At 73.3% G+C, this 17,483-nt stretch carries 21 protein-coding genes; 12 read left to right on the plus strand and 9 right to left on the minus strand.

Translation table 11 applies throughout. The features are described from left to right. Positions 1-20: 20 nt before the first annotated feature. A complete protein-coding gene (locus M1L56_RS01725; protein WP_248597896.1) occupies positions 21-965 on the plus strand; it encodes a 1-phosphofructokinase family hexose kinase in 945 nt (314 codons plus the stop codon). 92 nt (positions 966-1,057) lie between these two features. Here M1L56_RS01725 and M1L56_RS01730 read toward each other — a convergent pair whose 3' ends face one another. Beyond that, positions 1,058-1,537, minus strand: coding sequence for a RimK/LysX family protein (locus tag M1L56_RS01730; protein WP_248597897.1), 480 nt, complete (start codon positions 1,535-1,537; stop codon positions 1,058-1,060). Positions 1,538-1,564: 27 nt separating this feature from the next. Here M1L56_RS01730 and M1L56_RS01735 point away from each other — a divergent pair, with 27 nt between their 5' ends. Continuing rightward, positions 1,565-2,770, plus strand: a complete 1,206-nt coding sequence (locus tag M1L56_RS01735) for a RimK family alpha-L-glutamate ligase (RefSeq protein ID WP_067946803.1) — start codon at positions 1,565-1,567, stop codon at positions 2,768-2,770. A 13-nt stretch (positions 2,771-2,783) separates the two neighbouring features. On the opposite strand, the gene M1L56_RS01740 is transcribed toward M1L56_RS01735, so the two are convergent. The 3 genes from M1L56_RS01740 to M1L56_RS01750 all read right to left on the minus strand — a co-directional run bounded on the left by M1L56_RS01740 (position 2,784) and on the right by M1L56_RS01750 (position 4,325). Then, complete coding sequence (locus M1L56_RS01740) at positions 2,784-3,155, minus strand: GntR family transcriptional regulator (protein ID WP_248597898.1); 372 nt, start codon at positions 3,153-3,155, stop codon at positions 2,784-2,786. Positions 3,156-3,166: 11 nt separating this feature from the next. Further along, the gene (locus M1L56_RS01745; protein ID WP_067946799.1) at positions 3,167-3,604 is read right to left on the minus strand and encodes an Lrp/AsnC family transcriptional regulator; all 438 of its coding nucleotides are present in this window, start codon (positions 3,602-3,604) and stop codon (positions 3,167-3,169) included. 103 nt (positions 3,605-3,707) lie between these two features. Further along, the gene (locus M1L56_RS01750; RefSeq protein ID WP_248597899.1) at positions 3,708-4,325 is read right to left on the minus strand and encodes a TetR/AcrR family transcriptional regulator C-terminal domain-containing protein; all 618 of its coding nucleotides are present in this window, start codon (positions 4,323-4,325) and stop codon (positions 3,708-3,710) included. A 131-nt stretch (positions 4,326-4,456) separates the two neighbouring features. On the opposite strand from M1L56_RS01750, the gene M1L56_RS01755 reads away from it, so the two are divergent. The 3 genes from M1L56_RS01755 to M1L56_RS01765 all read left to right on the plus strand — a co-directional run bounded on the left by M1L56_RS01755 (position 4,457) and on the right by M1L56_RS01765 (position 8,560). Further along, complete coding sequence (locus M1L56_RS01755) at positions 4,457-6,154, plus strand: amidohydrolase (RefSeq protein WP_248597900.1); 1,698 nt, start codon at positions 4,457-4,459, stop codon at positions 6,152-6,154. Positions 6,155-6,170: 16 nt separating this feature from the next. Continuing rightward, positions 6,171-7,631: an APC family permease gene (locus tag M1L56_RS01760; RefSeq protein WP_248597901.1), complete on the plus strand. Its 1,461-nt coding sequence runs from the start codon at positions 6,171-6,173 to the stop codon at positions 7,629-7,631. A gap of 104 nt (positions 7,632-7,735) precedes the next feature. After that, positions 7,736-8,560, plus strand: a complete 825-nt coding sequence (locus tag M1L56_RS01765; protein ID WP_248597902.1) for an LLM class F420-dependent oxidoreductase — start codon at positions 7,736-7,738, stop codon at positions 8,558-8,560. A 21-nt stretch (positions 8,561-8,581) separates the two neighbouring features. On the opposite strand, the gene M1L56_RS01770 is transcribed toward M1L56_RS01765, so the two are convergent. The 3 genes from M1L56_RS01770 to M1L56_RS01780 all read right to left on the minus strand — a co-directional run bounded on the left by M1L56_RS01770 (position 8,582) and on the right by M1L56_RS01780 (position 11,039). Then, positions 8,582-9,283, minus strand: a complete 702-nt coding sequence (locus M1L56_RS01770) for a hypothetical protein (protein WP_248597903.1) — start codon at positions 9,281-9,283, stop codon at positions 8,582-8,584. Positions 9,284-9,352: 69 nt separating this feature from the next. Next, entirely contained in the window at positions 9,353-10,072 is a 720-nt protein-coding gene (locus tag M1L56_RS01775) for a hypothetical protein (RefSeq protein ID WP_248597904.1), read from the minus strand. A 115-nt stretch (positions 10,073-10,187) separates the two neighbouring features. Continuing rightward, positions 10,188-11,039 carry a hypothetical protein gene (locus tag M1L56_RS01780; protein WP_248597905.1) on the minus strand — a complete coding sequence of 284 codons (852 nt, stop codon included), beginning with the start codon at positions 11,037-11,039 and terminating at the stop codon, positions 10,188-10,190. Positions 11,040-11,431: 392 nt separating this feature from the next. Between M1L56_RS01780 and ddaH the strand changes: the two genes are divergently transcribed. Next, on the plus strand, positions 11,432-12,289 hold the full coding sequence (gene ddaH, locus M1L56_RS01785) for a dimethylargininase (RefSeq protein WP_248597906.1): 858 nt from the start codon (positions 11,432-11,434) through the stop codon (positions 12,287-12,289). Positions 12,290-12,452: 163 nt separating this feature from the next. Beyond that, positions 12,453-13,037 carry a Rho termination factor N-terminal domain-containing protein gene (locus M1L56_RS01790; protein WP_248597907.1) on the plus strand — a complete coding sequence of 195 codons (585 nt, stop codon included), beginning with the start codon at positions 12,453-12,455 and terminating at the stop codon, positions 13,035-13,037. 4 nt (positions 13,038-13,041) lie between these two features. Here the strand turns inward: M1L56_RS01790 and M1L56_RS01795 are convergent, their stop codons facing one another. Next, positions 13,042-13,881 (minus strand): alpha/beta fold hydrolase, encoded by an 840-nt coding sequence (locus M1L56_RS01795; protein ID WP_248597908.1) that lies wholly within the window; start codon positions 13,879-13,881, stop codon positions 13,042-13,044. Between the two features lie 210 nt (positions 13,882-14,091). On the opposite strand from M1L56_RS01795, the gene M1L56_RS01800 reads away from it, so the two are divergent. Both M1L56_RS01800 and M1L56_RS01805 read left to right on the plus strand, forming a co-directional pair. Further along, positions 14,092-14,889 (plus strand): polyprenol monophosphomannose synthase, encoded by a 798-nt coding sequence (locus M1L56_RS01800; RefSeq protein ID WP_067946780.1) that lies wholly within the window; start codon positions 14,092-14,094, stop codon positions 14,887-14,889. Between the two features lie 118 nt (positions 14,890-15,007). Beyond that, positions 15,008-15,496, plus strand: coding sequence for an MSMEG_6728 family protein (locus M1L56_RS01805; RefSeq protein WP_248597909.1), 489 nt, complete (start codon positions 15,008-15,010; stop codon positions 15,494-15,496). 1 nt (position 15,497) lies between these two features. On the opposite strand, the gene M1L56_RS01810 is transcribed toward M1L56_RS01805, so the two are convergent. Continuing rightward, positions 15,498-16,283, minus strand: coding sequence for an SDR family NAD(P)-dependent oxidoreductase (locus tag M1L56_RS01810; protein ID WP_248597910.1), 786 nt, complete (start codon positions 16,281-16,283; stop codon positions 15,498-15,500). Between the two features lie 138 nt (positions 16,284-16,421). On the opposite strand from M1L56_RS01810, the gene M1L56_RS01815 reads away from it, so the two are divergent. Genes M1L56_RS01815 through M1L56_RS01825 form a run of 3 tightly spaced genes read left to right on the plus strand, consistent with a single transcriptional unit; the run spans position 16,422 to position 17,468 of the window. Beyond that, the gene (locus tag M1L56_RS01815) at positions 16,422-16,628 is read left to right on the plus strand and encodes a DUF2945 domain-containing protein (protein WP_067946773.1); all 207 of its coding nucleotides are present in this window, start codon (positions 16,422-16,424) and stop codon (positions 16,626-16,628) included. 14 nt (positions 16,629-16,642) lie between these two features. After that, complete coding sequence (locus M1L56_RS01820) at positions 16,643-17,119, plus strand: hypothetical protein (RefSeq protein WP_067946771.1); 477 nt, start codon at positions 16,643-16,645, stop codon at positions 17,117-17,119. A gap of 1 nt (position 17,120) precedes the next feature. Further along, complete coding sequence (locus M1L56_RS01825) at positions 17,121-17,468, plus strand: hypothetical protein (protein WP_248597911.1); 348 nt, start codon at positions 17,121-17,123, stop codon at positions 17,466-17,468. Positions 17,469-17,483 lie beyond the last annotated feature (15 nt).

Consider the following 17,483-nt stretch of genomic DNA (forward strand, 5'->3'; position numbering starts at 1 on the left):
AGTCGCCGTAGGCTCGGGGCATGTCCGCGCACGCGCCGATCGTCACGCTGACCATGAACCCCGCGCTCGACGTGTCGAGCACGGTCGACCGGGTCGTCTCCGAGCACAAGCTGCGGTGCGGCCCGAGCCGGTTCGACCCGGGCGGGGGCGGCGTGAACGTGAGCCGCGCCATCCGGAACCTCGGCGGCGACTCGATCGCGGTGTACCCGCTGGGCGGGCCCACCGGCCAGGCGTATCGAGGGTTCCTCGAGCAGGCGGGCATCATCGGCCGCGTCGTCACCATCGCGGGGAACACCCGCGAGAGCTTCACCGTCGACGAGCTCGCGACGGGCGAGCAGTTCCGGTTCGTGCTCCAGGGGCCGACGCTGCGCGAGCCGGAGTGGCGCGCGTGCCTCTCGGTCGTCGCCGACCACCTGCCCGTCGGCGGGTTCCTCATCGCGAGCGGCAGTCTCCCGCCGGGCGTGCCCGACGACTTCTACGCGATGCTCGCGCGCATCTCGGCCGACCACGACATCCGGCTGGTGGTGGATGCCTCGGGGCCGGCGCTCGCGGCCGCGCTCGACGCGGGCGTGCACCTGATCAAGCCCAGCCGCGACGAACTCGCGGAGCTCGTCGGCGCGCGTGGGGAGCTCGATGACGCGGCGATGGTCGACGCCGCCAGGTCGCTCGTCGCGGCGGGGCGGTCGCGCATCGTGGCGCTCACGCTCGGCGGCCGCGGCGCGATCCTCGTGAGCGAGGGGGAGGCGCTCCGGCTCGCGACCCCGCGCGTGGAGGTCGCGAGCGCGGTGGGCGCGGGCGACTCCTTCCTGGCCGGGCTCGTGCTGCGGCTCGCCGAGGGGCGCCCGCTCGCGGACGCGTTCCGGACCGCGGTCGCCGCGGGCAGTGCGACGGCGATGCTGCCGGCGACGGAGCTGTGCCGGGCGGAGGACGTGGCGCGGCTCGAGGGGGAGCTGGCGGCCGCCTGAGGGCGGGGTCTCGGTACGGGCGCTTCGCGTCCTACTCGACCACCGGCGGGTCTCGGTACGGGCGCTTCGCGTCCTACTCGACCACCGGCGGGTCAGGCGCGGCCGCGGTTGCGGCGACGGATGGCGCGGGGCGCACGTCCGCCGACGAAGGACCGGCCGGCGTCGACGAGGAACCCGTTGCGCAGCGCCTCGCGGCCGATGAGCATGCGGAAGCCCATCTCGTCGCGGTTCGTGAGCGTCACCTCGGCGGTCACCTCGCGACCGAGCAGCACGAGGTCCATGAGCACCACGATCCGCTCCTGGGTGTGGCCCGTCGAGCTGCGCACCACGCGGCGGTCGTGCACCGGCAGTTCGACCGTGGCGGCGTCCTGGTCGGTGTCCTGCCACGGGTGGATGCCGAACCGCACCCGGTCGACGCCGTCCCGCGTGAACTCCTCGACGTCGAACGCGTGCAGCGCCGACGAGCGCGCGCCCGTGTCGAGCTTCGCCTTGATCCACTCGACCTCGGCCTGGGGCAGGCGCACCCACTCGCGCCATCCGGCGATGGTGCTTGAATGGGTGGGCTCTGTCATCCGAACCATCTTCGCAGGGACCACCCCATGAAACTCGCGATCCTGTCGCGCGCGCCCCACGCCTATTCGACCCAGCGTCTCCGTGCTGCAGCGCAGCAGCGCGGTCACGACGTCAAGGTGCTGAACACGCTCCGCTTCGGCATCGACCTGTCCGGCCCGGAACCCGACCTGCAGTACCGCGGCCGGCAGCTGTCGGACTACGACGCGATCCTGCCCCGCATCGGCAACTCGATCACGTACTTCGGCACGGCCGTGGTGCGCCAGTTCGAGCAGATGGACGTCTACACGCCCAACACCGCGAACGGCATCACGAACGCGCGCGACAAGCTCCGCGCGACGCAGATCCTCTCGCGCCACAACATCGGCATGCCCGCCACGACGTTCGTGCGCAACCGTGCCGACCTGCGCCCCGCCATCGAGCGCGTCGGCGGCGCGCCCGTCGTGATCAAGCTGCTCGAGGGCACCCAGGGCATCGGCGTCATCCTCGCCCCCGAGGTGAAGGTGGCCGAGGCGATCATCGAGACGCTGCACTCGACGAAGCAGAACGTGCTCATCCAGAGCTTCATCAAGGAGAGCCGCGGACGCGACATCCGTGCCCTCGTCGTGGGCGACCGCGTCGTGGCCGCCATGCGGCGGAGCGCGGCGGGCGACGAGTTCCGCTCGAACGTGCACCGGGGCGGCACCGTGGCCGCCGTCGAGCTCACGCCCGAGTACGAGCAGGCGGCCGTGCGCTCGGCGCAGATCATGGGACTCAAGGTCGCCGGCGTCGACATGCTCGAGGGCAACGAGGGCCCGCTCGTGATGGAGGTCAACTCGTCGCCGGGCCTGCAGGGCATCGAGACGGCGACGAACCTGGATGTCGCGGGCGCCATCATCGACTACATCGCCAACCAGGTCGCGTTCCCCGAGATCGACGTGCGCCAGCGCCTCACCGTCTCGACGGGCTACGGCGTGGCCGAGCTCGTCGTGCACGGCGCGGCCGACCTCGTCGGCACCACGCTCGGCGAGTCGGGGCTGTGGGACCGGGACATCACGGTGCTCACGCTGCACCGCGGTACGACGGTGATCCCGAACCCGCGCAAGGGCGTCGTGCTCGAAGCCGAGGACCGGCTGCTGTGCTTCGGCAAGCTCGAGGAGATGCGCTCGATGATCCCCGAGCGGCGGCGGCGCCGGCAGAAGGTGCGCAAGCTGCCGAAGGAGCCGATCCCGGCGCCCGCCGAGGCCGCCGGCTGACCACGCCGTCGCGCTAGACGGTCGTCGACCGCGAGCGGAGCGCCCGTTCGACCGCGGCGAGCGCCTCGGGTGCGGCGACGCCCAGCCGGCCGACCGCGTCGGCGTAGACGGATGCCGCGGCCTGCAGCGCCTGCTCGACCGGGTCGCCGGTCGCGAGTACGAACGTGCCGGCCCGCCCGCGGCCCTCGACCACGCCGTCGGCCTCGAGCTCCTTGTAGGCGCGCGCGACGGTGTTGACGGCCAGGCCGAGCTCCTCGGCGAGGGCGCGCACCGTGGGCAGCTTGGCGCCGGCGGGGAGCCGGCCGTCGCGCACGGCGTCGACGACCTGCATGCGCAGCTGCTCGTAGGGCGGGGTGCCCGAGTCGCCGTCGACCGTGAACCGCATGCCGGCGGCCGTCAGTCGCGGTTCCGGTTGACGAGCCGCGACAGCACGATGGCGCTGCGCGTGTGGTCGACGTTCGGGGCGATGCGCACGCGCTCGAGGGCGTCCTCGAGCGAGGTGATGTCGCGGGCGCGCATGTGGACGATGGCGTCGGCGCTGCCGGTGACCGTGCCCGCGTAGACCACCTCGGGCACGTTCTGCAGGATCCGCTGGAGCTCGTCGGGCGCGACCGTGCCGCGGCAGAACAGCTCGACGTACGCCTCCGTGCTCATGCCGTCGACGGCGGGGTCGACCTGGATGGTGAACGCCTTGATGACGCCGTCGGCGACGAGCTTGTCGACGCGGCGCTTCACGGCGGAGGCGGACAGGCCCACCGAGGACCCGATGTCGCCGTACCCCGCCCGGGCGTTCTGCCGGAGCAGGTCGAGGATGGCGCGGTCGAGGTTGTCCATGCGGGGAGTGTACGACCGTTCGTTGCGCCGCGACACGACCCGGCGCGGCTTTCGTGCGCGGTGTTGCACGTTCGTGATCGCCCGCGCGCTCGGCGACGACGCGTCAGGCGCGGCCCGTGCCCGCGTGCCGGGCGCGCAGGCCGTGCATGAGCGCGTCGAGGCCGAGGCGGAAGGCGCGTTCGGCGCCCGAGGCGTCGGCGTGCTCGGGGTCGAGGGCCGAGCGGAGCGACGCGAGCTCGACGGGCACCGACGCCTGCGTGAGCAGGTCGCCCGGTGCGACGATGTCGAGCGCCGAGCCGAGCACGTGCGCCTCGACGGTGCGCATGACCGCGACCGCGTCGCGCGTCGACCAGCCGCCCGCGAGCAGGGAGCCCACGACGGTCTCGTACATCTCGAGGGTGGATCGGTCGCGGATCGGGGTGGTCGCGAGCAGCGGGATGACGTTCGGGTGGGCGGCGAACGCGGTGAGGTACGAGCGCGCCCAGGCTTCGAGGGCGGCATCCCACGGGTGCACCCCGAAGGCCGCGACGTCGATGCCCTCGACGATCCGCGCCCGGACGAGTTCGATGAGCTCGGCACGGCTGCCCACGTGGTTGTACAGCGACGACACCTGCCGGTCGACCCGCGCGGCCAGCGAGCGCATGGTGAGGGCGTCGCCGCCCTCCTCGTCGACGAGGTCGAGCGCGGCGCTGATGAGCTGCTCGCGTTTCAGCCGTGTCACGAATCCCTCCCGGGGTCTTCCGTCGCCGTGCTCCGGAGTGTAACGTGACCGCACGCAAACACGAACACTGTTCGTAAACGGATGCCGCGGTCCGCGACGTCCGGCGAACGACCCCGACGAGACGAGGTGCGGTGACGACGACGTTCTTCCACGGCGGCACGGTGTGGACCGGTGCCGGAGGCGGCGACGAGCGCGCCCTGCTCGTGCGCGACGGCGTGGTCGTCGCGGTGGGCGCGGCGGCGGAGGCCGCGGCATCCGCTGCCGGCGAGGTGGAGCGCATCGACCTCGAGGGCGAGTTCCTCATGCCGTCGTTCGGCGACGGGCACGCCCACCCGATGTTCGGCGGGCTCGAGGCCGACGGGCCCGACGTGCGCTCCTGCCGGTCGGTCGAGGAGATCGTCGCTGAGGTGCGCCGGTACGCCGAGGCGCACCCCGAACTCGAGTGGATCACGGGCGCGTCGTACGACGGCAGCCTCGCCGAGCAGGGCCTCTTCGACGCGCGATGGCTCGACGATGCGGTCGCCGACCGGCCGGTCCTGCTGCGCGCCTGGGACTACCACACGGTGTGGGTCAACTCGCGGGCGCTCGAGCTCGCCGGCATCGACGCCGCGACGCCCGAGCCCGAGCTCGGCGAGATCCCGCGCCGCGAGGACGGCACGCCCCTCGGCACCCTCCGCGAGTGGGGCGCCGTCGACCTCGTGACGGCGGTCATGCCGCCGCGTTCCGTCGAGGCCGGCGTCCGCGCCCTCGAACGCGCCGGCCGCTACTACCTCGAGCGCGGCGTGACCTGGGTGCAGGACGCCTGGGTCGAACCCGCCGACCTCGACGTCTACCTCGCCGCCGCGGCATCCGGGGCCCTGCCGCTGCGGTTCAACCTGGCGCTGTACGCCGACCCACGGCGGTTCCTCCGCGACCTGCCCGAGATGGCCATGGCCCGCGACCGCGTCGCGGCGGCCGGGTCGCCGCTGCTCACCGCGAACACGATCAAGTTCTTCGCCGACGGCGTGGTCGAGAACGAGACCGGCGCCCTGCTCGAACCGTACTGCTCGGGCCTGCACTCGCACGGCATGTCGGTCTGGGGCGCCGAGCGCCTCGCCGAGGCGGTGCGCGCAGCGGATGCCGCGGGCTTCCAGGTGCACGTCCACGCCATCGGCGACGCGGCCGTGCGCCAGGCGCTCGACGCCATCGAGCGCGCCATCGACGCGAACGGCCCGCGCGACCGTCGCCCCGTCATCGCGCACGCCCAGCTCATCGACGACGCCGACCTCGCCCGGTTCGCCGAGCTCGGCGTCATCGCCAACATGCAGCCGCTCTGGGCGCAGCTCGACGCGCTCATGACCGTGCTCACCGTGCCGCGGCTCGGCCGGGAGCGGTCGGACCGCCAGTACCGGATGCGTTCGCTCGCGGGCACGGGCGCGACCCTCGCGTTCGGCTCCGACTGGCCCGTCTCGTCGGGCGACCCGCGCGACGGGCTCGCGATCGCGGCGTCCCGACGCACGGTCGACGGCGAGCCCGCGGGCGGATGGACCCCGCACGAGATCGTGCCGATCGAGGCCGCGCTCGGCGCCTACACCTCGGCGGTCGCCCACCAGGCGTTCGCCGACCACGCCGCCGCACCGTGGGGACGCATCGTCCCCGGTGCGAGCGCCGACCTCGTCCGGCTGGCGCGCGACCCGCGCACGGTCGACCCGCACGACCTGCCCGCCGTCGCGGTGCGCGAGACCTACCTCGTGGGCGCACCACGACTCACGCCGGCGGACGCGGCCCCGACCGCCTCCGCCCCGGACCCCCACGCAGAACCCGAGCGCAGCGTCGCGCTCCACCCCTGAAAGGACCCACCCCGCGATGTCACAGACCACCGTCGCCGGAACGCCCGGCCACGCGGCATCCGCCACCGAGGGAACGCACCTGCGCCGCGTGCTCGGCGTGCCCTCGCTCGTGCTGTTCGGCCTCGTCTACATGGTGCCGCTCACCGTGTTCACGACCTACGGCATCGTCACGCAGCTCACCGGCGGGCGCGTGCCGCTCGCCTACGCCATCACGCTCGTGGCCATGTTCTTCACCGCCCGCTCGTACGCCCGGATGGCCGCCGCCTACCCGTACGCGGGCTCGGCGTACGTGTACGCGCAGCGCAGCTTCGGGCCCGGCGTCGGCTTCCTCGCCGGCTGGTCGCTCATGCTCGACTACCTGTTCCTGCCGATGATCAACTACCTCGTGATCGGCATCTACCTGAACGCCGCCTTCCCGGCCGTGCCGCAGTGGGTGTTCATCGTCGCGACCATCGCACTCGTGACCGTCCTGAACGTCGTCGGGATCCTGTCGGTCGCGCGCGCGAACTTCGTGATCATCGCCGTGCAGACCCTGTTCATCGCCGCGTTCATCGTGCTGAGCCTCGTCTCGATCGGGGGGACCGGCCAGGTCGACCCGGTGGCGCCCTTCACCGGCGACGGGACGGTGGAGGGCACGGGCGTGCTCTTCGCGGGCGCCGCGGTGCTCTGCCTGTCGTTCCTCGGGTTCGACGCGGTCTCGACGCTCGCCGAGGAGGCGAAGGACGCCACGCGCTCCGTGCCGCGCGCGATCATGATCACGACCATCGCGGCCGGCGTCATCTTCATCCTGCTCTCGTACCTGTCGCAGCTCGCGTTCCCGTCGAACGCGTTCACGGATGTCGACTCGGCTGCGCTCGACGTCATGGGCGCCGCGGGCGGGCAGTTCCTCGCGATCTTCTTCACCGCCGCCTACATCGCCGGGGCGACGGGCTCGGCACTGACCTCGCAGGCGTCCGTCGCGCGCATCCTCTACGCCATGGGCCGCGACCGGGTGCTGCCGCGGGCCGTCTTCGGTCGGCTGTCCGAGCGGTTCCGCACGCCGGTCGTCGCGATCCTCGTCGTCTCGGCGATCTCGCTGTTCGCCGTCGTCATCGACCTGGGCCTCCTCGTCGAGATGATCAGCTTCGGCGCGCTCATCGCCTTCTCGGTCGTGAACCTCACCGTCGTGAAGCATTACTTCATCGACCGGCGTGAGCGCTCCGGCGCGGCCGTCGTGAACAACCTCGTGCTGCCGCTCATCGGCTTCGGCCTGACGGTGTGGCTCTGGACCAGCCTGTCGGGACGCACGTTCGTCGTCGGCCTGATCTGGCTCGCCCTCGGCCTGGTGCTGCTCGGCATCGTCACGCGCGGGTTCCGCCGTCCGGTGCCGATGCTCGACCTCCGCGAGGAGGCGGCCATCGACGAGGGGAGCGCCGACGCCGCTGCGGACCCGGCCACCGCTCCGGCGGTGCCGACGAGGGAGCGAGCGCAGGGGTAGCTCCCGCTCCCCGGATGCCGCGGCGCCCACGCCGGCGCCGCGGCATCCGTTCGCCCTCGGCTGACACGGTGGGATGCCGCTCACCGCCGACCTACGCTCGAACCATGAGCCTCACCGCACCCGCCCGCCTGGGCATCCAGCTGCAGCCCCAGCACGCGACCTACGGGCAGATCCGCGACGCGGTGATGCGCATGGAGGACCTCGGCGTCGACGTCGTCTTCAACTGGGACCACTTCTTCCCGCTCTCCGGCGACCGCGACGGGCTGCACTTCGAGGCGTGGACCATGCTCGGCGCGTGGGCCGAGCAGACCGAGCGCGTCGAGTTCGGCACGCTCGTCAACTGCAACTCGTACCGCAACGCCGACCTGCAGGCCGACATGGCCCGCACGCTCGACCACATCAGCGCGAAGGGCGGCGACACCGGTCGCTTCATCTTCGGCACCGGGTCGGGCTGGTTCGAGCGCGACTACGACGAGTTCGGCTACGAGTTCGGCACGGTCGGCTCCCGGCTCGACGACCTCGCCGAGGCCCTCCCGCGGGTGAAGGCGCGCTGGGCGAAGCTGAACCCCGGTCCGACCCGCGAGATCCCGATCATGATCGGCGGGCAGGGCGAGCAGAAGACGCTGCGGCTCGTGGCCGAGCACGCCGACATCTGGCACTCGTTCGTGCGACCCGACGCGATCGCGCACAAGCTCGACGTGCTCGCCCGCTGGGGTGAGCGGGTCGGGCGCGACGTCTCCGAGATCACCGTGTCGAACGAGCTCTCGCGTGGCCGCCTCGACGACGACCACGCCGACGCCCTCTACGACGCGGGCGTGCGCCTGTTCACGCTCGGCGTCTCGGGGCCCGACTACGACGACGCGCCCGTGCGGCACTGGCTCGCGTGGCGCGACCGTCGCAACGACGCGGTCGGGGTCGACGCCGCGTAGCGGGCGGATGCCGCGGGCGGCTCAGCCGGCCGACCCCTCCGGCTCCTCGGGGCCGAGCGAGACGCGACCGTTCGCATCCCACGTGGCGCTGAAGGTGCCCGTGTCCGGCTGCTCGGTCCGCACCACGAGCCCGTCGGGCGGGAACCGGCCGTCGGACGTGCACGACGCCGCCGACGGACCCGACGGCACGACGAGCACCAGGCACGCGTCCCGGCCGTCCTCGCTCCGGACCGCGACCACGCGGACGCCGTCCGAGCGCGCGGCGAGCAGGCGTCGGCTGTCGCGGTCGAGTTCCACCTCGACGGGCGGTGCCGGGTAGCGGACGCGGTCGCCGTTCGGCACCGGCGCGTCGAACACCCGCCACGCCGCGGTCTCCGAGGTCGGCACCGAGCCCGGCTCATCGGGCTCGGGGATGACGGCATCCAGGGTCAGCCCCGCGGCGAGCCCGACGAGCAGGGCGGCCGCGGTCGCCGCGATGAGGGTGGTCCGCGACGGCGCGGAGGTCGGATGCCCGCGGTCGTCGGCGCGGTCCGCCGGGGACTCCGCGCGGGGCTCGCCGCCCGCCGTCGGCTCGGGGGCGGCCACGGGTCGGCTCGGACCGGCGGACCGCAGGGCCGCGAGCTCGCGTGCGGCCGCCTCGCGCTCCGCGTCGGGCACGTTCGCGCCGAACGCCGCGCGCTGCAGTCGGGCGATGCGCTCGTCCGGGTCGTCGTGGTCGGGCATGGGAACTCCGTCGTCCTGCCGGTCTGGTCGCCCAGCATGCGACGGGAGGTTGGGAATCGGGTGTGACGGTCAGCCGGTCGGCGCCGACGCGGCGTTGACCTCCGCACGGCCGTCCGGCGTCCAGCCGGCGAGGTAGACGCCGACGCCCTGCACCGAGATCTCCGCGCGGAGCCCTTCGCGCGGGAAGCGACCCTCCATCGTGCAGGCGGTCGCGGGCCGGCCCACCGGCAGGGCGAGGATGAGGCACGCGTTCTCGCCGTCGGCGGTGCGCACCGCGACGAGCCGGACGCCGTCGGAGCGCGTCAGGAGCAACCGGCGGGTCGAGTCGTCGGCGTCGATGTCGATGAGCGGTGGCGGATGCCGCACGAAGTCGCCGTCGGTGGCCGGCCGATCGAACACGTCCCAGGCCGCGGTCTCGGTCACCGGCACGCCGACATCCGCTCCCTCGGACGGCGGGATGGCGCCGCCGACGCCCCAGCCGATCGCGACGCCCACGATGAGCGCCGCCGACGAGGACGCGAGCATGCGACGCAGGCCCCACCGGGGCGGGCGGCCGGTGCGGTCGGCGCCCGACCGGTCGGCGCGGTCCGCCTCGGCGGGCCGGCCGTCGTCCGAGGCGGCGGACCGCGCCGGGGTGAGCGGCGGGCCGTCGGGATCGTGATCGCCGCCGGTGCGCATGGCGGCGAGCTCGGCCGCCGCTGCGGCACGATCGGCATCGGAGGCATCAGCGCCGTACGCGAGTCGCTGCAACCGCGCGATCCGCTGGTCGAGGTCGTCGTCATCGTGCATGGGAACTCCGTCGTCCTGCCGGCCGGGCCGACCGGTCCAGCATGCGACGCGACGTTGGGAATCGGATGTGCGACCGCTCCGGGCGACCGCTCCGAACGTCCGCTCCCGGTCCGCGTCAGGTGCCCGACGAGGCCCGCACGCCCTCGACGCTGATCCGCAGGTCGCCGGTCGGCTCGAGCGAGACGGCGTAGAACCCGCGCGACTGGATGAAGGTCTGCATCGTGAGACCCTCGGACGGGAACATGCGATCGACCGTGCAGGTGCTCCCGCCGCTCACCTCGTCGACCCGCAGGAGCAGGCAGAGCTCGCCCGAGGAGCTGCGCGCCGCCCACACGGCGACGCCGTCGGACCGTGTGGCGAGCAGCCGCAGGCTCTCGGGGATGAGGTCGCCGGCCGCGAAGAACGACGGGTCCACGGCCAGGTCGGCGGCCGTCGGCTCGCGTTCGAACACGTCGGCCACCGGCGTCTCGTCGATCGGGCCCACGAGGGTGCTGGGCGGCTCGAGCCCGAGGGGGAACGTGACGTCCTCCTCGGCCCGGCCGTCGGCGCCCTCGGCGACGAGTTCGGCGGCGGCGATCGACGCCGTCGCCCAGCCCGCGCTGAACCCGATCGCGAGCGCGATCGCCCCCACGAGGACGGCGGTCGGCACGCCCACGGTCCGCATGACCGACGGCGACGACGCGCCCCCGAGCGCGCCGATCCCGAGCGGGTCCGGATCGTCCGCGACGGGGTCGTCGACGTGCCCCTCGGCGGGCGGCGTCGCTCCGGCCGCCTCGGCGGTCGGCGCCCCGTCGTCCGGTGCCGTGCCTCCGAGCGCGCTCGATGCCGGCGGCTCGGGGTCGGCGGAGCCGACGGCGCCCGAACGCACGGCCTCGAGGGCGTCGATCGCGCGTCGCCGCTCCGCGTCGCTCGCCCCGGCCCCGTACGCGATGCGCTGGAGTTCGGCGATGCGCTCGGCGTTCGACATCCGGTCTCCTCGTCCTGCCGGCGCAGGGACCGGACTCCGCTCAGCCTGCCCGAGCGCGACCACCGGCGGCAACCACCGCCGCGCCCGGACCCGACCGCGCGCCGCGCACGATCGGTGCGCGCTCGAGGCGGGCGAATGCGGCGAAAACGCGCGGCGGCGCCCTCCGTCACCCGTGATTCGTTGCGTCGGGGCGCCCAACGCGCACGGATCCTGTGCGCGATGCCGAGAACTCCCGTCCGGTTCGTCGCACACTGGAGGTGGCGTCCCGCCGCGCGTGCATCCCGAGCACGCCGTCGGGGCTCGACAAGAGCGACCTGGTCCGCCGACACCCCACCGGCCGGGTCGGCGGCGCGCCGCCGTGCTCGGCTCCCGAACACCTCATGAGGAGTGAGATGTCGACTGTGATCGAGACCGAGACCCGAACCGCCGCACCCGAGCGCACCCCGTCGAAGAAGACCGTGCTGATGTGCCGCCCCGAGCACTTCACCGTGGTCTACCAGATCAACCCGTGGATGGACCCGGCCAAGCCCACCGACACCGCGCTCGCGGTCCAGCAGTGGCAGGTGCTGCACGACACCTACGTCGGACTCGGGTTCGACGTGCACCTCATCGACCCCGTCGAGGGCCTGCCCGACATGGTCTACGCGGCCAACGGCGGCACCGTGATCGACGGCATCGCCTACGGGGCGAAGTTCACCCACGAGCAGCGCGCGGCCGAGGGTCCCGCGTACATGGACTGGTTCCGCCAGGCCGGCTTCGACGTGCGCGAGCCCGTCGAGACCAACGAGGGCGAGGGCGACTTCCTCCTCGTCGGCGACGTGATCCTCGCGGGCACCGGCTTCCGCAGCGACTCGTCGAGCCACGACGAGCTGCGCCGCATCACGGGCCGCGAGGTCGTCACCCTGAACCTCGTCAACCCGAGCTTCTACCACCTCGACACCGCGATCGCCGTGCTCGACTCCCGCCCCGGCCAGGAGCACATCGCCTACCTGCCGAGCGCGTTCGACGAGCCGTCGCTCGAGATCCTCCGCGAGCGCTACCCCGACGCGATCCTCGTCTCCGAGGAGGACGCCGCGGTGCTCGGCCTCAACTCCTACAGCGACGGCCGCAACGTCGTCATCGCCGCACGCGCCAAGGGTTTCGAGCAGCAGCTCCGCGACGCCGGCTACCACCCCATCGGCGTCGACCTGTCCGAGCTGCTGCTCGGCGGCGGCGGCGTGAAGTGCTGCACGCTCGAGCTGCGTCGCTGAGCGAACGCACCGCAGTCGGCTGATCGAGCGGGCGGATGCCACGGGTGCGAGCCCGCGGCATCCGCCCGTTCGCGTGCCGGGCCGAGGTGGTCGCCCGGCGCCCCCGCGACCGCCGCGCTACGATGCAGCGAGACCCAGGACCGCGATGACCGGAGGTGCGACGATGGCGCGCAAGAAGGCCGACAAGAAGTCCGACAAGAAGTCCGGCGCGAAGGCGAAGGCCACGTCGACGGATGCCGCGGCGCAGGCCGACTCGGCGGCGAGGTCCGCCCAGAAGGCCGCCGCGAAGGCCGTCGAGGCCGCCAAGGCCGCCGTCGCCGAAGCGGCGCGGCTCGCGAAGCAGGCCGACAAGGCGGCGCGGGCGAAGGTCCGCGACCTCGAACGCAGCCTCGACAAGCTGCGCAAGCGCGGCACGGCCGACGGCTCGACGTCGACCCGGGCGGAGCCCGCCGACACGACGCCCGAGGAGGCGACGGCTGCGGCCCGTGCCGCGGCGGCACCGCAGCCGGCCGCTGCCGAGTCGGCCCCGGCCGTCCCGAAGAAGCCGGCCGCTGCGCCGAAGCCGGCCGCCGCGAAGCCCGCCGCCGCGAAGCAGCCGGCCGCGCCGAAGCGCTCGGCCACCGAGGCGTCCGCTGACGACCTCGCGAAGAAGACCGTCGCCGAGCTGCGCGCGATCGCCAAGGAGCGCGGACTGACCGGCTATTCGCGCATGCCGAAGGCCCAGCTGGTGGAGGCGCTGCGCGGCTAGCCCGCTACTCGAGCGAGTCAGCGAGGAACGTCAGCAGCGCCGCGTTCACCTCGTCGGCGTGCGTCCACAGCAGGCCGTGCGGGGCGCCCGGGATCTCGACGTACTGCGCGGCGGGGAGGCGCTTCGCGAACTCCCGCGCGGTCGCGTCGATGGGCAGGATGCGGTCCGCGGTGCCGTGCAGGATGAGCGACGGCACGTCGATGCGCTCGATGTCGCCGCGGAAGTCGGTGAGCCACGTGTCGACGCAGGCCGAGGCGGCGTACCACGACGCCTGCGCCGCGGTCGCCCAGCTGCCGCGCACGGCCGCCTCCGAGATGCGCGAGCCGAGGTTCTCGTCGAGGTTGTAGAAGTTCTCGAAGAACGAGTCGTACCAGGCGAACCGGTCCTCCTCGGCCTGCGCCTTCAGCCCGTCGAAGTCGGGTGCCGCTCCGGCGGGATTGTCGTCGGTCTGCCGCAGGTACGGCTGCAGCGACCCGAGGAAGGCGGCCTTCGCGATGCGGGCGCTGCCGTGGGCACCGAGGTAGCGTGCGACCTCGCCCGTGCCCATCGAGAACCCGACGAGCGCGACGTCGGTGAGGTCGAGGGTGTCGAGGAGGACCTTCAGGTCGGCGGCGAACGTGTCGTAGTCGTATCCCGTCGCGGGCTTGCTCGACCGGCCGAACCCGCGGCGGTCGTAGGTGATCACGCGGTGGCGCGACGAGAGCAGGGCCCGCTGCTGCTTCTCCCACGACTGCCCGTCGAGCGGGTAGCCGTGGATCATCACGACGGTCTGGCCGACGCCGTGGTCCTCGTAGTAGAGCTCGATCGGTGCGGAGTTCTCGGTTCCCACTTCGATGTACGGCATGCGTCCCCCTGGTGCGTGGTGTGGTGTGGCGCAAGTCCAGCACCCCGCGGGGCCCCGGGCAAGGGTGGGCGCCGACCGGCCGGTCGCACACCCCGGCGTGCTATGGCGGGCACCCCGGACTGGGGGTCGGCGGCGGCATCCGCGGGTTCGGACCCCGTGCGGAGCGCAGGTACGATTCCACTCGTGCCGTCGCGACCTGAGGAGCCACGCATGACCGGGCCGCTGGTGGTGATCCCCACCTACAACGAGCGCGACAACCTCGCCGAGATCGTCGCGCGCGTGCGTACGGCGGTGGCGGCGGCATCCGTGCTCGTGGTCGACGACAACTCGCCCGACGGCACCGGCGAACTCGCCGACGAGCTGGCGCGAGCGGATGCCGCGGTGCACGTGCTGCACCGGGCGGGCAAGGCCGGGCTGGGCGCCGCGTACCTCGCCGCGTTCGACTGGGCGCTCGCGCGCGGACACGACCCCGTGGTGCAGCTCGACGCCGACGGGTCGCACCTGCCCGAGCAGTTGCCGCAGCTCCTGGCGGGCCTCGAGTCGACGGATGCCGCGGGCCGGCCCGCCGACGTCGTCATCGGCTCGCGCTGGGTGCCCGGCGGTGCGGTCGTGAACTGGCCGACGCGTCGCATCTGGCTCTCGCGCGCGGGAAGCGCCTACTCCCGGTGGATGCTGCGCCTGCCGGTGCGCGACGCGACCGCGGGCTACCGGGTCTTCCGCGCCGAGGCGCTGCGCGACCTGCACCTCGAGGAGGTGCACACCCGCGGGTACGTGTTCCAGGTCGACATGACGTGGCACGCGGCGCTCGCCGGGCTGCGCATCGTCGAGGTGCCCATCACGTTCGTCGAGCGCGAGCGCGGCAGCTCGAAGATGAGCGTCGACATCGTGCTCGAGGCGATGCTCCGCGTGACGCGGTGGGGGCTGGCCCTGCGGTTCGGACGCGGACGGCGGGCGGGTGCCCACGCGCCGGACCGCCGCCGTCCGATGCCGGGTGCCGCGCGGGAGTGAGGGCACGCCGTTCCCCGCACCGTCCATCGGCGCGGCGGAGTCAACCCGTCGCGCCCGTCTCACTTCGGCGCCTAGCGTGGTCGGACGCGAGGCGCCGCGGGCGCGGGGGAGGCATGCGATGCAGACGTTCCTGCCCTTCGCGGACTTCGATCGCTGCGCGGCCGCGCTCGACTCGGTGCGGTTGGGCAAGCAGCGCGTCGAGACCCTGCAGGTGATGCGCGCGCTGACGATCCCGGGCTACGGCTGGCGGCACCATCCGGTGGTGAAGATGTGGCGCGGACATCGACCGGCGCTCATGGCCTACCAGGACGCGGTCTGCGACGAGTGGGAGCGTCGCGGTCACGCCGACACGTGCCGGCCGAAGACGCTGGTCGAGCTCGACGTGGTGGCGGCGGACGGGAAGCGGTACCGCGCGGGCGACATCGTCGTCCCGCCGTGGGTCGGCGACGAGGCCTTCCACCGTTCCCACCGGTCGAACCTGCTCCGCAAGGACCCGGTGTACTACGCCGAGACGGCCGCCGACGTGCCGCCCGACCTGCCGTACGTGTGGCCGAGCGCCACCGCCGCGGACCGTGCCGGCATCACCGACCCCGGCCGGACCGCGTGACTCAGCGCCGCTCCTCGGCGACGGTGTTGCCGCCGTCGACGGCGATGAGCTGGCCGGTCACGTACGAGGCCCCGGGCGTCGCGAGCCACGCGGCCGCGGAGGCCACCTCGTCGGGGCGGCCGCTGCGGGCGACGGGGACGAGCATCCCCTCCTCCGCCTCGCTCGGCAGCTGGCTCGCGGTGGCGATCCAGCCCGGGGCGACGGCGTTCGCCGTGATGCCGAAGACCGCCTCGTCGACCGCGAGCGCCCGCACGTAGCCGAGCATGCCGGCCTTGGCGGTGGCGTAGCCGACGTCGCCGCGCGACGCCATCAGCGGGCCCGAGACGCTCGAGATGCAGACGACGCGGCCCCACCCGACGTCGCGCATGCCCGGGAGCATCGCACGGGTCAGGAGGAACGCGGTGGTCAGGTTCATCGCGAGGTGCGCATTCCAGTCGGAGAGGCTCATGGTGCCGTCGCCGTGCAGCATCTCCGGATCGCCCGAGGCGATCATGCCCGCGTTGTTCACGACGATGGTGGGGCGGATGCCGGCGGAGGCGAGCTCCGCGGCCAGGTCGTCGACCTGCTCCTCGACGTCGAGGCGGGCGATGATTCCGGTCGCGGTGATCCCCGCCCGCCGGAGCTCCTCGGCGCGCTCGTGCACGCGCTCGCTCGTGGCGGTGAGCACGATCCCGGCCCCCAGTTCGCCGAGCGCGCGGGCGGTCGCGAATCCGATCCCGTGCGGGCTGCCGGCGCCGCTGACGATCGCCACGCGACCGTCGAGGTTCCACATCGATGGCACGTCCATGGCGTCATCGTAGGCACGGCGCGCCTGCCCGCGCACGGCGTCGCCGCGACCCGTCAAGGGGTTGGGTGCGGATGCCGCCCGGCGTAGCCTCACGAGGAGGCGGCCGGCACCGGTCCGCCGCGACGCGAAGGGGAGTGCATGGTCGCCGTCAACGACCGGGTGAGCTGGGCCACGTCGCAGGGACGCACCAGGGGCAGGGTCGTCGAGCGCCGGACGTCGGACTTCACGTTCGAGGGGCAGCGCTTCACGGCGAGTTCCGACGAACCCGCGTTCATCGTCGAGAGCGAGAAGACCGGCGCGCGTGCCGCGCACAAGGGCTCCGCGCTGCGGGTGCTGAAGAAGTAGGAGGAGGATCGCGCATGACGAAGACCACGACCGACCGCGAGGCCCGACGGGCCGCGAAGCGTGCCGTCAAGGAAGCTCGGAAGGCCGGCAAGGAGACGAGCAAGCTCGCCTCCTCGCTGCCGGAACCGGCCAAGTCGAAGGTGAAGGCCGCGGCGAAGGCCGAGCAGGCCCGGATCGACGACGCGAAGCGCGCGGCATCCGATCGACCCCACGCCGCCGAGCGCGTCGCCCGGCGATCGTCGGCGCGGCTCGAGCGCGTCTCGGTGCGCTACGGCACCGCGGGCGGCCGCGCATCGTCGAAGGACGCGTCGAAGAAGGGCAGCCGGTCCGGCACGATCAAGCAGCAGCGGGCGCAGGTCAAGCAGCCGTCGCGCATGGCCGTGCTCAGCGCGTTCCGCACCGCGCTCGCCGGACTGACCACGCCCACCGACCAGAAGCAGGCCCGCAAGACGGCGAAGACACGGGTCCGCCGGATGAAGAGAGCGGCGTGACATGGCCACCCGGCTGAACGAGACGGCGCTGCGGCATGCCCGGTCGCTGGTCCGCGACGGCCGGGTGGTGCGCGACGAGCGCGACGACTGGAGCGAGCACGCGCCCACCGCTGCCGACGAGAACCGCTTCATCGACCGCGAGGGGTGGACGGAGTACCGGCACTGGCACCTCGGGGTCGACGACGACGAGAACGACGAGACGAAGGGCGCCTACACGTTCCCGTACGGCGACTTCTCGAAGGTGCACCGCTGCGCCGTGATCTCCCTGGAGAGCCGGGCGGGCCAGTACGGCCACGACGAGATCCGCGACGCCGCGAAGAAGCTGCTCGACCTCATCGACGCCGACTGAGCGGATGCCGCGCCG

It is taken from the genome of Agromyces sp. C10, from assembly GCF_023217995.1.
GTDB classification, from domain to species: domain Bacteria; phylum Actinomycetota; class Actinomycetes; order Actinomycetales; family Microbacteriaceae; genus Agromyces; species Agromyces indicus.